We start from the raw sequence: 13971 nt of genomic DNA on the forward strand, positions 1-13971 counted from the left end.
TTATCAAATTATGGGAACTAGATATTATCTTCAAGCTTGTACAGTTTGGCTTATTGGTGCAACATTTTTCTTTTATGAATTTTTCTTAAGAGTATTACCAAATTCATTACATCAAGAGATTGTCGATAGCTTTCAGGCAACTGCGTTTAGCTTCTCACTATTTGGGGGTGCTTTTTATCTTTGTTATTCAGCGTTGCAAGTCCCAGTAGGCTTTATATTTGATAAATACGGTATAAAAAAATCACTATTTTTTGCAACTATTGCTTGTGCTTTGGGAGCTTTGTTATTTTCTTTAACGTCAAGTATATATGTCGCGATTTTTGCTAGATGTTTGATGGGAATTGGTGCTGCGTTTGGTTTCTTGGGATTGCTAATAATCTCAACTCAGTGGTTCCCTGTAAGGTATATGGGCATTTTATCTGGATCAACACAGATATTAGGGACTCTTGGTCCAATCTTAGCTGGTGGACCATTATTGTTTTTTGTTAGCTATTTAGATAGCTGGAGATTAGTAATATTAATATCTGCTATTGTAGGAATCTTTTTAGCGGTTTTAATATTAATATTTGTTAAAGAGGGTGCTAAAGCTGCAGAGACTTTGAGTAAGCAAGAAGTAAATAGTGAAATTAAAGGCAACCTTTTAAATAAGAATCTAATTACGATATATTTTTATGCTTTCTTTATCTATTGTTCTATACCTACTTTAGGGGCTATATGGGGAGTGAGTTTGTTAGAGACTAAGGGCTTTACGGCAACACAAGCATCATACTCTGTAGCTTTTCTATGGTTAGGCTTAGGTATTGGTAGTCCATTTTTTGGATTCTTATATGATAAATTTAAAAATAAAGTTAATATGTTGTTTGTCGTGTCCCTATTAGGCTTTGTTTGTGTTTGTGCGTTACTATTCATGGATTTGAGCCATACAATGAGTATGATAGTACTATTTTTGATAGGTTGTGCCGCTGCTGGTCAAACATTATCATTTACAGTAATTGCTAACTATAGAGCAGAAAAACCAAAGTCTATATTTTTTGGTATAAACAATACTGTTGTTATGCTTTCAGGTTTTGTTGTTCCTATTATTGTTGGAATTTTGGTTAATAGTTTCAACTTAGATATTTCTGTTGCACTTATGATTTTACCGATTGCATTCTTAGTTGCACTTATGGTTAGCTTGAAACTAACTACAATTCAAAAGTGCTAAGGTATAGATGATGATTAGTTTTATTAAAGGTACTTTGATTGAAAAAGATCCTACAGCTTTGCTTATAGATGTAAATGGCTTAGGATATGAAGTTTTTGTTCCAATGACTACGTTTTACTCATTAGGTGAAATTAATAGTCAAATTAGTCTTTATACACATTTTGTAGTTCGTGAAGATGCTCAACAGTTATATGGTTTTAAAACAAAGGTTGATAAAAAAGTCTTTCAAGAATTAATCAAAGTAAGTGGAATAGGTGCTAGGACAGCTATTGCAATATTATCAGGTATGGATTCTACAACACTTTTGCATTGTATCGAGAATAAAGATTATGGGTTGTTAGCTACTGTACCAGGTATTGGGAAAAAAACAGCTGAGCGTTTGGTTGTTGAGATCTATGATAAATTATTAAAAATGGCAAATGAGATTTATAGCCAATCATCTAGTACTTCAGCATCTGTAAATGCTAATAGTGTTCAGCACACTCAAACTCCGGCAGCTATTTCAAACTCAATTTTTAGTGAGTCAGTAGATGCACTTTTAGCTCTTGGTTATAAACAAAAAGATGCAGAGAAAATGATTCGTGGTACTATTGGAGAATCAACAACAGCTGCTGAAGCAATTCGCAAGGCTCTACAAGGGTCTATAAGATCAAAAAATAAATAATCTAAGGAATTTAAAATGATATTAGCTATAGCATTGATAGTGCTATTAGTCGTTTGTGGCATAGGGCTATTTTTTATACTTAATAAAAGATCTATAGAAACAAAGCATATTCGGACTCAATTTGAAGATTATAAAAACTCAGTACAGCAAGAATTATTATCTTTGCGTAGTAAAGAATTAACTTTTGATACACTTTTAGATCAAGAGAAGCAAAAGAATTTAGAGTTAAAACAAGATAATACTCTACGCATAGATGAGCTTAAGCAGGAGCTTAAAGAAGAGAGAGAAAAATCTTATAGCTATATCGAAGAGATAAAAAACTATAGGTCTCAAGTATCAATGCTTGAAACTCAGCTTAAAGAACAAAATGCTGCTATGAAAGATAAGTTAGAGTTATTACAAAATAGTGAGGCTAAGTTAAAAACTGAATTTGAAAATCTAGCTAATAAAATCTTTGAGGATAATTCAAAAAAACTTAGTGAGCACAATCAAGAAAGCTTAAATAGTGTTTTAAATCCTGTGCGCGAGCAGCTTAAAGATTTTAAGCAGAAAGTAGAAGATGTTTATGATAAAGAATCTACTGCTAGAGGGGCTCTGCAAAATGAGTTAAAAACTCTTAAAGAGTTAAACCAAAAAATGACTGCTGAGGCTCATAATCTCACAAATGCTCTTAGAAGTAGTACCAAGCAGCAAGGTATCTGGGGTGAGATGGTGCTTGAGAATGTCCTTGAGAAATCTGGTCTAAGAGAAGGATTTGAGTACTTTCGTGAAAAGCATACTACGGATGATGAAGGTAAAGCATATCGTCCTGATGTGGTTGTTAAACTACCTGATAGTAGAGATATCATTATAGATGCTAAGACTTCGTTATTTGCGTACAATGATTATATGGCGGCAGATGAAGAACAAAAACAAACTCATTTAAAAGCTCATATAAAATCTATTCGCGATCATATAAAAGGTCTTGCAAATAAAAATTATGAAAATTTAAAAGGTATAAATTCATTAGATTTTATATTTATGTTTATACCTGTGGAAGGCGCTTTATTAGTGGCTTTGGATAATGATATTAATCTTTATGATGAAGCATTTAAGCAAAAGATAATCTTAGTTAGTCCTACAACTTTACTAGTAGCATTACGAGCAGTTGAGAATACTTGGCGCTATGAAAAGCAAGCTCAGAGTATTACAGATATCTATAGTAGGGCAGAAGAGTTATATAAAAAGTTTGTCGGTTTTGTAGAAGATCTAGAAAAAGTTGGTAAATCTATTGCTGATGCTAATAAGTCTTACGAAAATGCTTTTAGTAAGCTAAAAACAGGCCGTGGAAATTTAATTGGTCAAGTTGAAAAGCTAAAAGTAATATCAAATATAAAACCTAAAAAAGAGCTTGAGAATAATCTAGTTGAAAATGCTATGGGAGATAATGAGTAAAATATGAATTTTTGCAACAAAACATATTCTTTTATAAAGTCGTTTTGGGAATATTTAGGACAGTCACAAGACAAAAATTATCGTATTCTACATATTGTAGTAGGTATGGCTGTTTTATTTCAGATTATAAATAGTAATTTTGTGCATACTAAATATGGACTGAACGCATGGGCATATACCCATATGCTTTGTGGGCTAGGGTTAGCAGTGTTGAGCGTGCTATTACTAATTATGTCATTAGATAAAAGAAGTTTGAGATACTATTTTCCATATCTGTATGGTGATTTTTCAGCACTAAGAGAAGATATGTTAGAGTTGAGAAAGTTTAAATTACCTAATGCTCGTAGTGGTAGTATTGCTGCTATAGTCCAAGGTTTAGGTTTATTGGCTTTAACTCTAGCATGGGTTACAGGATTTTCTTGGTTCACGGCTTGGAACTATCAGTCAGCATATATAGATAGTGTAAAAGCCGTTCATAAAACACTTGTTGATCCTGTTGAGATATATATTTATGCTCATGCTCTAATGGGAATTTTGCACTACATTTTGCAAAGATATTTTCCAAGTAGGATAAGTGACGTTAAATAATTATTAAGAAATTTTTTTCGATAAAGGCTTCAGAAAATCATCAATAGTACAATGATTTTCGATAGGATGACGAAGATTTTTGTCTTTATTAATACTGTAATGGTTATTTCTACCTACTTTTTTTACTGTTAAATAGGCTGTCTCGGTCAGGTCACTGAGTATATTTAGGACCGCTCTTTCAGTGATCCCAACCTTGATAGCCATATCTCTAATAGTTATGTTTGGGTTACTATTAATGAGACATAACACGTGTGAATGATTAGTTAGAAAAGTCCAACTTTGTAGTTTTTTAGTAGCCATTATCTATATTTTGTATTATTTATTAGTTAATTATACTGGAGAATATGGCAAAGATGAATGATGAAGCACGATTTGCATTTCACCATTATCATTTGGTTTAAATCCCATAGTATAGTTAGCTATTACTTTCGTACCGTCAGTTTGAGTTAGGTGTTTATTACCCATAACAATACCGATATTACCTTCAATGATATAACCAGTATTTTCAAACTCTAAGTCAGCCCATGGGCCAATAGCAAAACCATTATCTTCAGGGTATTTATCATTGCCAGCCACAAAATAAGATACTGCACCATCTAAGTCACCTCTAAACATTTGCTTAGAAGCAAGAGTAGGCTTGAAAAGAACTTTACTATTATCATAGGCATACATGTTTTTGATAAAATTGTGAGCTAGATTCTTATAGTCTCCTCCCTCTCTATAAGTTCTAGAAATCTTCAGAAGCCCATCCTTCCATTTAGCTAGTGCATTATCTATATCCTGTTTAGTCATATTTTTCTCCTCCCTTAAACATGAAGTTTAATATATGTATTTTATTTCGTGTATTTTATTTCATAGTAATGAGTTTGTAAAGTAGTTTTTTCAAAAAAATATTATTTAGAAAGCTTAGAGTTGTAATACAAGAATATAGAGCCAGATAGCTAGTTATTTTAAATAACTAATTTAGAAAAAATTAATTATTGTTGTGTAATTTATTGGGTTTATAAAGTATCATTATCATAAGATATCATAGAATTTTTGAGTATGCATAGCGAGCCTCTTTTCCCTCTTTTTGTCGTAGTGATGCTAGGTGTATTAATTGTCACTATTGTTCTCAAAAAACTAAAACAGCCATATGTGGTTGCTTATCTTTTAACTGGTATTTTGTTAGGCCCTTATGGACTAAAACTAATTCAAGACCAGGAGAATTTAGCTAGGTTAGGAGAAATTGGTGTAATACTGTTATTATTTTTTGCAGGCATGGAAGTATCACCTAGAAAGTTTGCTGAAAACTGGAAGGTTCCTACTATAGGTACAATGCTACAGATGCTAGTAACTAGCTTTATTGTATCTATTATTGGTTATGTTCTGGACTGGAGTCTAGCTAAGATATTGCTATTTGGTGCTGTGATTAGTCTAAGTAGTACAGCGGTTGTACTTAAATTATTAAATGATAATGGCAGTATGAAGACACGTTTAGGTCAAAATGTACTTGGTGTGCTTTTGATTCAAGATTTAGCAGTAGTTCCAATGCTTATTATCATAAGAATTATTGGTGGTGAAGAGCCATCCGTTAGTCAAATATTGATACAAGTTGTAGGAGGTATTTTAGTTATATCAATTGCTGCAATTATGGCCGTAAAGAAAAATATAAAAATACCATTTATATCTGTATTAGGCAAAGATGAGGAAATGAGAGTTTTTGCCGCTTTAGTAATCTGTTTTGGTATGGCTGGGTTAACTGAGTCTTTAGAGCTATCTTCAGCATTAGGAGCCTTTATTGGAGGGATGATTGTATCTACTGTCGAAGAAACAGAATGGGTTGGCCACAGTCTTTCTACTGTCAAAACAATTTTTATGGCGCTATTTTTTATTTCTATAGGTATGTTGATTGATCTTAATCTATTTTGGAATCATATATCTTTATTCATCTCACTATTACTACTGACCTATGTCTTAAATACAACAATAAATGCACTTATTTTTAAGGCATTACGTCAAAGAACTGATGAAGCATTGATAGGTGGCGCAATGTTATCTCAAATTGGAGAATTCAGTTTTGTATTGATTTCTATGGGATATGTTTCAGGAATTCTATCAGATACTATGTACCAATATTGTATAACATTGATATCATTGTCATTATTGTTTAGTCCATTATGGATTAGTACTATTAATTTATATATCAAAAAGTTTATTAAGAAGAAGGCTTAGCTTTAACTTCTTTGATTAGCTCATGAATGTATTGCTGTTCTATTTCTTTTTTATCATCTATATAACAATAAAAATAAGCCTTTAAATTTACGATATTTTCTTTGTCTGATACAGTTTTTATCTCAACATTTGGGGCAAAATTATATATTCCACATTGCTTGAGTTTATTCTTAGTAATAATACTACTTTTTGAGAAGTCTTCATCGAATGAGTATTTATTTGCAATTATTTTTTTAATTTTAGAGTCTAAATTATCTCTTATTTTTAGCACATTTTGTTCGGTATTTATTAGAAAAGGAATCTTATGCAACATAATATTTTCATCACTAGTAAATGTCGAAATAATACTTGTAATAACTATTGAGTTTGGAAATTTCAGAAGCTTCCCAGTTGTTTTTTTATCGCCATGCTCAGTTGTTTCATACATTCTAAAATAAAATAACTTTACTTCTGTAATATAACCATGTTGTCCTTGAATCTGGATATAGTCCCCTTCAGAAAATAAGCTTCTCCAATTGATGATGATCCAGCCAACAAGATTCATTACAGTTTCTTTATTTACGATTATTAAACCGGCAGCTACTAAGCTCAACATTGTAAATAAGTTAGTAATTCCACCAAGCCATATTTTTATTATTATTAAAAAGAAAATTATTATGCTGATATATATTATTCGAGATTTTAACTTATTAACCTGTTTTACAGTTGTTTTTCTTTTTTTCAGTATGTGAAATGACAAGATGGCTATAATAACAATAATTACTGAGATAACAAGAGTAGAAACGCTATTAAATATTAGTTCGTTATATGTTGTCATAGAGATATCCCAAAGATATTAAATTTATAAATAAAGTATATGGCTTATTTTAAAAATTTTGAATTTAAAATAAACCTAAAATCCATAATTATTTTGGCTGCAAAATATATAGAAATAGACCACATTTGAATATTTATAGTATTACTATTTATAAAATCAAAGTAATTAGACTTAAACTTAATGATATTTGATCGTAAAAAAAGGTTTTTTTCTATATCCTATAAATATGGTTAGCTAATAATATGTATTGACTGATGAGGACTCAGAAATATAGTCTATTAATAGGGTGGGGTATTTGGATAGTTGCTGCGATCTTCTATGGTTTAGACTATTTTCAACATACTGCACCAAGTGTTTTGATCAAACCAATATCTACTGGTATGGGAGTAGGAATAGAAGATATAGCTTATGTAATGAGTATATATTTTCCTATTTATGCAATATCCCAGGTTCCAGCGGGTATCATGTTAGATAGATTTGGCTCAAGGATAATGCTATCAGTATCGTGTCTAGTTATGAGTTTGGGGATTTTACTATTTGTATATGATCCAAGTTTAGATACTATGCTAATAGGGAGAGTTTTAATTGCCATAGGTTCAGCGGTAGCTTTTATAGGAACTCTAAAAGTAGCTGCTGATGTTTTACCCGAGAGAGTATTTCCTATCGCTGTAGGACTAACTAATACTATAGGAGTACTTGGAGGAATATTTGGTCAAGTATTATTAAATCATTTAGTGATCCTTCATGGTTGGCAATCAGCTTTAGCCTTAATAGGCTATTTTGGTATTTTTTGGAGCATAATAATTATTGTATTCTTAAAATCATCAATAGATATTAAGAATCCTACTAGTAATTTTAAATATTTGAGCTTTGGTCAAAGCTTAAAATTGCTTCTAAATAAGAAGCTGTGGTTATTAGCAATTTATGCAGGATTAATGGTTGGTATTGTTGTTAATTCATTTTCAGAGCTTTATGATGTTTTATTTTTAGAGCAAGCTTATAATCTATCACAGCACACAGCAGCACAAATAAGTGTAATGATGTTCGTAGGTATAGCAGTTGGTGGACCGTCGCATGGTTTTATTGCTAGTCTATTTGGTGAAAAGAGAATATGGATGCTAATCTGTAATTTAATTACTTTATTAGCATTTTCATCTGTAATTATATTTGCAAGTTCTATTACAGTTAGTTACTTATATATTATATTTTTTATAATAGGATTTTCGGTTTCGAGTATGCTTCTGGCATTTTCAGTAGTAGAAGAGATATTTCCGGCACAAATTAAAGCTACTGCATTGGCTATTGTTAATATGGTTATAGGACTATGTGGTGCGATATTTCAATATTTAATCAGTTATATTAGTGTATATCTAAATGGAGGCCCATTAACTGGTCTAATAGATATGAATGTTTTTGATAGAGCTTTTTTATATCTAATAGTACCTTTATTTATAAGCACTTTAATAATATTCTCATTAGTTATAGAAAAATATAGAATGCGGGAGATTAGTTTAGATAAGTTAAGTAAGTTTTAAAAAAATACTTTATTTCACATCTACAAAAATCACTTCTTTTTTAGATCTACAGAATGTTTCTTTGATAAAAAATATACTTATTAATACACCTAAGGCAGTAAACACCAACAATAAACTTAAACTAGTTTGATAGCTTGTTATAGATGGATTTTTGCCTTGATTAGAAAATAAATCAAAAACCTCACTAATAATCGGTGAACCAACTCCGACTGATAGCATAATAAGAAAGTTATTAACCCCTAGTGCTGCTGCTCTACATCCAGAACTAGATTGCTCAGCGATAATGGCAAATCCAATACTTTGTCCACTAGCTCCTAAGCCTAAGCAGATAAATGATAAATATAATATTGCTTGATTTATTGGAAAGAAAATAATTGTAGCTAACGAAACAAAAGTTAAGCAGATAGCAAAAATCATAACGGGCTTTCTTCTTTTTATACGATCAGATATTGCACCCAGAGTAGGACAGCCAATGCCATAACCTAGCCATGCTAAGGTAATCAAATAAGAACTAAATTTAGCATCAAAGCCATTTAAGGATAAAAAGCTTTTAGTAGCATTTTCAGAAAGGTATTCTATTGCTAAGTAAGTAGTAGCTGAGAAAACTGCAATTAACCAAATTTGTTTGTTGGAAAATATACTTTGAATCTCTTTCATTACTGATGTTGGGGTATTTAGAATAATAAATCTATTTTTGCCTGATTCACCAGATTGATCATTGTTTTTTACTATAACTATAGTTATTCCAGCTAGAACAACACCTATTATTGCTAATATAATAAATACATAGCGCCAGTCTATACCACCAGCTTGCGACAAAGACTCTAGAGGACCTGCCGCAAGCATTGGCCCGAGAACACCAATAAACTGTGAAAGACCGATAAATAAACCAATATGTTTGTGTGGTAGCCAGTCATATACAGCAATTAATAAACATAAAAAGCCAAAAGAGGCACCGAAACCTATCATAACTCTATATACTAGAGCTGCACCAAAGCTATTTGATACACCAAATAACCCAACTCCTAAGGCACAGACTAATATTGCTAAAGTTAGGGCTTTTTTTAGTCCAAGTTTATCAGTAATAATACCTACAGGAATTTGCATGATTCCATATGTAAGCTGATAAGCGGTAGAGCTAAGAATACTAAAAGTTAGTATACTTAAATCAAGGTCAGATATTATCTGATGCTCGAATGTACCTAAAATAGTTCTTAATAAAAACTCGTACATAAAAAATACAGCACAAGTCAGCCATATAGTGATTGCCAAAAAAGATAATCGATTATTCATCACTAAAATTTTCTTTTGTTATTTCTTCCCAATTTTCTATTTTTGCTTCTGCTTTTTCATCATCTTGAAAAGATGATACTTTGAATACTAAGTCACCTTCTTTAATCATAGGGTAGTTGTTAATACCTAAGATGATTCCATCAATCGGAGATCTTAGATTAACACTATCATCGTTGCCGAATGGATCTATTAGTTTACCTATTTTTTCACCTTCTTTGACCCTTGTACCAAGCTCAATTTCTGTTCTTAAAATTCCTGGTTTATCTGATATTGTCCATTCAGTGTCTTCTGAGACAAGAGGTTTAACCTGTTGAACAAAATCTTGATCTTTTAATATATCAATTTTGCGCATTACATTTTGAATACCTGCTACACCAACATTTATAGCCTCTTCATCAAATTTATTAGCTTCACCTGCTTCATAGCAGATGAATGGTATATCTAAATCTTGGTGAATCTTACGTATGCTTGAGCGACTCATATTTACAGCAGTAATAACAGGAGCTTGAAAGGCTCTAGCCATTTTGATAGATTCTTCATCTTCAGCATTAAAATACACTTGAGGTAGTATTTCATGATTTAATGCGCCTGTTTTAATTTGTACGGAATAATCAGTTTTTTTGATTATCTCTTGAGTTATTCTATATGCATAGCGATGCATGTATGAACCAGATTCATCACCAGGGAAAGCCTGTTCGAGCGTTTGACTATGTTTTATGGCATGTACTAGACCAAAAACATTTAATACAGGAATAGCAATTATTGTTCCATTTAAATCTTTTGGGTTTGTTTTTTCTAGTATAGAGTTGATGATTTCAATACCATTAAACTCATCACCACTAACCATGCCAAAAATTAGAATACATGGACCTTCTTTTACACCGTTGAGAATTTTAATAGGTAAATACATTGGTGCACATGAGTATTGGCTTGGTAATGGCATTGCCAAAGTTGCCATTTCTCCAGCTTGAAAGGTATTATCAAAAATTTTGAATTTCATAAAATTAATATAGATTTAGGAACTATTTGATTTTAAAAGGTACAGGTAGTATAACAAAGACAAAATCTTAATTCAAAAGACAGGGTAATATACAGCAAATACTAAAATAATAGATAAAAACTTGTTTTTAGGCTTTTAAAGTTTCTAAAAAACATTAAAATTGATGAGCGTAAGGTGTGTGAATTTTAAAAGGTTGTATAGGTATGTCTGAAGATTTGATGATTTTTAGTGGTAATGCTTCTAAAAAGCTTGCTTGTGAAGTAGCAAAGGAATTAGGAGCAACTCTTGGTAATGCTACTGTTGGTAGGTTTAAAGATGGTGAGATACATGTTGTATTGAATGAAAATGTTCGTGGTAAGGATGTTTTTGTCATTCAGTCTACATGTCCACCATCTGATAACTTGATGGAGTTGATACTTCTAATTGATGCTTTAAAAAGATCATCAGCTGAAAGAGTAACTGCAGTTCTACCATATTTTGGATATGCTAGACAAGATAGACGATCAAAATCAGCAAGGGTGCCAATATCTGCAAAAGTTGTTGCAAATCTCCTTCAGGCGGTTGGTTTAGATAGAATTTTATCAGTAGATATTCATGCTGAACAGATTCAGGGTTTCTTCGACATTCCATTTGATAATGCATTTGCAACAAAGATATTTTTAGAGCATGTGCGTAAAAATCCTGAAAAATATGAGAATATAAAAATTGTTTCTCCGGATATGGGTGGAGTAGTGAGAGCTAGATCTGTAGCCAAGAATTTGGGTGTTGAGATTGCCGTTGTAGACAAAAGAAGACCTAGACCAAATGTAGCAGAAGTTATGAATATAATCGGTGATGTTGAAGGTAAGCATTGTATATTAGTTGATGATATCATGGATACTGGTGGGACAATGTGTCAAGCAGCAAAAGCTCTAGTTGAAAAGGGTGGAGCTGCTAAAGTTTCTGCGTTTTGTGTACATCCTCTATTATCTGGTGATGCTATCAAAAATATAGAAAATTCAGCTATTGAAGAGCTTATAGTTACAGACTCTATTCCTCTAAAACCACATGCTGAAGCTTGTAATAAAATTAAAGTTATTACCTTAGCTCCTTTACTTGCACAAATTGTAGAGAAGACTAATGGCGAAGAATCTGTGAGTGATATCTTTAGAATAGATGGTTTAGTTGATTAATACCTTGAATTTATAGTTATAGCTGACTATAATAGCACGGTTAATCTAGGGTCGCATAGATTAATAAATTCAGTTTAAATAAAAACAAAGGAAATTTAACAATGGCAAATTTTAGTTTGAAAGCAGTTAAAAGAGAAGATTTAGGATCTGGTGCGAGCCGCCGTCTAAGAAGAGCTGGTAAAATCCCAGCTGTTATATATGGTGGTGACAAGGAAGCAGTATCTATAGTATTAGATCACGATAAAGTTTTACATTCTACAGAAGACAAAGCATTCTTCTCAAGTGAAATCACTTTAGAGATTGATGGTCAAGAAGAAAAAGTAATCATCAAAGCACTACAAAGACATCCATATAAAGTTAAGCTTGTTCACGCTGACTTCATGAGAGTATAATACCCTCAAACAAAACATTTCTGATTATATTTTTTATTATCAAAGTTCTTATGTTAAAATAAGACTTCGCATTATCTTCATTATTATTTATTGAATGAGTACTTATACTGTAGTTATTATTTTATTTATTCTTATTAGCATTTCAGCTTTTTTTTCAAGCTCAGAAACAGCTATGATGGCTTTGAATAAATATAAACTTAAACATTTGGCAAAAAAAAATCATCGAGCAGCAAAAAGAAGTTTATCTTTAGTCCGTAATCCCGAGAGACTATTGGTTGCGATACTTATAGGTAATACGTTTGCAAATATATTTGCCGGTACAGTCATTTCATCATATTCAGAAGATCATTTTGGTGATATTGGTTTATTGATAGCAACAATAGTTGTCACAATTTTAGTTTTAGTATTTGGAGAGATAATTCCAAAATCATTTGCAGCAGTCTATCCACAAAGATTAGCTTTTCCATTTTCATTACCTCTAAAAGTAATAATGATATTACTATATCCGGCAGTAGTTTTTCTTAGTATGATTTCAAAAATAACTTTAAAACTTTTTGGTATAAAGATTGAGCCTGTAAATAATGAGTCTTTGGATAAGGAAGAAATACAGACTGTTGTAAATGAATCAAATGCAAAACTTGGTGCTAAAAATAAAAATATGTTAATAGGTGTATTAGAACTTGATAAAGTTTTAGTCCAAGAAGTTATGACCCATTTTAATAAAATAGAATATATAGACCTGAGCAATTCTGTAGATAAAATTTTAGCTAGAATAGCAAAAATGAGATCTTTGAATATTATTTTATGTGAGAATGGTGTTAATAATGTTATTGGAGTTATAAAACTTAAGGAGATAACTAATTTACTTATATCAACTAAGAGATCACAAATAACAAAAGCAAGTTTACGTAAAATTGCCCATGAAGCGTATTTCATTCCAGAAACAGTTTCTTTACAGACTCAACTGGTTAATTTTCAATACAAAAGTAAACGATTTGCTATTGTGGTTGACGAATATGGTGATGTCTGTGGTACGGTTACAATAGAAGATATTATGGAAGAAATTGTTGGAGAGTTTTCTGATAGATTTGATATGAATAATAATATTCGCAAACTTGATGAAAATAGTTATCTAATAGGTGGTAGTGCTACATTAAGAGAAATAAATCGTCATATAGGGATAGAGTTTGAAAGTGAAGATGCTAAAACTTTGTCCGGCCTTATAATAGAAGAAATTGAGAACTTACCGCAAGGACCTTGTTGTATAAAATATAATAATATCTTACTTGAAATAACGAATATTAGAGATAACAAAATAGTTTCTATAAAATTAACTACGAGTATAGAAATATAAAATAGATTTTTGTTATTAAACGTTCATTCTATTCCAGTTTATATTCTGCATAAAAGGACTTGGCTGAGTAAAGCCAGTTTCTTCATAGTATTGACCTTGATATGTATATGGACTAGTTTCCATCTGCTCAACACTTTGCTGAAAGTAACCATGAATTAGATCATCTTTGTCATAGTCTGGATTATAGTATGTTCCGCTAGGTTGATAATTTGGATAGGTAAAAGATGTATTACAACCAACTATACCAATGACTGATAACCAAATCAGACAGTTATGAATTATATTCTTGGACATTTTAGATTTA

General features: G+C 31.4%; 15 protein-coding genes. 9 read left to right on the top strand and 6 right to left on the bottom strand.

Annotated features, from left to right (window positions below):
* Positions 1–10 precede the first annotated feature (10 nt).
* From FTPG_RS06240 to FTPG_RS06255, 4 genes are read left to right on the top strand one after another with little or no spacing between them, the layout of a single operon-like run.
* Positions 11–1204, top strand: a complete 1194-nt coding sequence (locus tag FTPG_RS06240; RefSeq protein ID WP_004287581.1) for an MFS transporter — start codon at positions 11–13, stop codon at positions 1202–1204.
* Between the two features lie 10 nt (positions 1205–1214).
* On the top strand, positions 1215–1868 hold the full coding sequence (gene ruvA, locus FTPG_RS06245; protein ID WP_004287582.1) for a Holliday junction branch migration protein RuvA: 654 nt from the start codon (positions 1215–1217) through the stop codon (positions 1866–1868).
* Positions 1869–1883: 15 nt separating this feature from the next.
* Entirely contained in the window at positions 1884–3302 is a 1419-nt protein-coding gene (locus tag FTPG_RS06250; RefSeq protein ID WP_004287583.1) for a DNA recombination protein RmuC, read from the top strand.
* Between the two features lie 3 nt (positions 3303–3305).
* Complete coding sequence (locus FTPG_RS06255; RefSeq protein ID WP_004287584.1) at positions 3306–3890, top strand: cytochrome b/b6 domain-containing protein; 585 nt, start codon at positions 3306–3308, stop codon at positions 3888–3890.
* Positions 3891–3893: 3 nt separating this feature from the next.
* On the opposite strand, the gene FTPG_RS06260 is transcribed toward FTPG_RS06255, so the two are convergent.
* On the bottom strand, positions 3894–4190 hold the full coding sequence (locus tag FTPG_RS06260) for a helix-turn-helix transcriptional regulator (RefSeq protein WP_004287585.1): 297 nt from the start codon (positions 4188–4190) through the stop codon (positions 3894–3896).
* Positions 4191–4220: 30 nt separating this feature from the next.
* Entirely contained in the window at positions 4221–4682 is a 462-nt protein-coding gene (locus FTPG_RS06265) for a hypothetical protein (protein WP_004287586.1), read from the bottom strand.
* 252 nt (positions 4683–4934) lie between these two features.
* Between FTPG_RS06265 and FTPG_RS06270 the strand changes: the two genes are divergently transcribed.
* A complete protein-coding gene (locus FTPG_RS06270; RefSeq protein WP_035722541.1) occupies positions 4935–6104 on the top strand; it encodes a cation:proton antiporter in 1170 nt (389 codons plus the stop codon).
* Here the strand turns inward: FTPG_RS06270 and FTPG_RS06275 are convergent.
* Complete coding sequence (locus FTPG_RS06275; RefSeq protein ID WP_004287588.1) at positions 6088–6921, bottom strand: mechanosensitive ion channel domain-containing protein; 834 nt, start codon at positions 6919–6921, stop codon at positions 6088–6090. The genes FTPG_RS06270 and FTPG_RS06275 overlap by 17 nt on opposite strands.
* Positions 6922–7175: 254 nt before the next feature.
* Here FTPG_RS06275 and FTPG_RS06280 point away from each other — a divergent pair, with 254 nt between their 5' ends.
* Entirely contained in the window at positions 7176–8456 is a 1281-nt protein-coding gene (locus tag FTPG_RS06280; protein ID WP_035722543.1) for an MFS transporter, read from the top strand.
* Positions 8457–8465: 9 nt separating this feature from the next.
* On the opposite strand, the gene FTPG_RS06285 is transcribed toward FTPG_RS06280, so the two are convergent.
* Both FTPG_RS06285 and FTPG_RS06290 read right to left on the bottom strand, forming a co-directional pair.
* On the bottom strand, positions 8466–9749 hold the full coding sequence (locus FTPG_RS06285; RefSeq protein WP_004287590.1) for an MFS transporter: 1284 nt from the start codon (positions 9747–9749) through the stop codon (positions 8466–8468).
* Positions 9742–10749, bottom strand: coding sequence for a succinylglutamate desuccinylase/aspartoacylase family protein (locus FTPG_RS06290; RefSeq protein ID WP_004287591.1), 1008 nt, complete (start codon positions 10747–10749; stop codon positions 9742–9744). The genes FTPG_RS06285 and FTPG_RS06290 overlap by 8 nt, the downstream gene beginning before the upstream one ends.
* A gap of 203 nt (positions 10750–10952) precedes the next feature.
* Here FTPG_RS06290 and FTPG_RS06295 point away from each other — a divergent pair, with 203 nt between their 5' ends.
* The 3 genes from FTPG_RS06295 (at position 10953) to FTPG_RS06305 (ending at position 13667) form a co-directional block, all read left to right on the top strand.
* On the top strand, positions 10953–11921 hold the full coding sequence (locus tag FTPG_RS06295) for a ribose-phosphate pyrophosphokinase (RefSeq protein ID WP_004287592.1): 969 nt from the start codon (positions 10953–10955) through the stop codon (positions 11919–11921).
* A gap of 101 nt (positions 11922–12022) precedes the next feature.
* A complete protein-coding gene (rplY, locus tag FTPG_RS06300; protein ID WP_004287593.1) occupies positions 12023–12313 on the top strand; it encodes a 50S ribosomal protein L25 in 291 nt (96 codons plus the stop codon).
* Positions 12314–12407: 94 nt separating this feature from the next.
* Entirely contained in the window at positions 12408–13667 is a 1260-nt protein-coding gene (locus tag FTPG_RS06305) for an HlyC/CorC family transporter (protein ID WP_004287594.1), read from the top strand.
* Positions 13668–13682: 15 nt separating this feature from the next.
* On the opposite strand, the gene FTPG_RS06310 is transcribed toward FTPG_RS06305, so the two are convergent.
* Positions 13683–13961, bottom strand: coding sequence for a hypothetical protein (locus FTPG_RS06310; protein WP_004287595.1), 279 nt, complete (start codon positions 13959–13961; stop codon positions 13683–13685).
* Positions 13962–13971: the final 10 nt, after the last annotated feature.

This window comes from Francisella philomiragia subsp. philomiragia ATCC 25015, from assembly GCF_000156715.1.
Taxonomy (GTDB): Bacteria; Pseudomonadota; Gammaproteobacteria; order Francisellales; family Francisellaceae; genus Francisella; species Francisella philomiragia.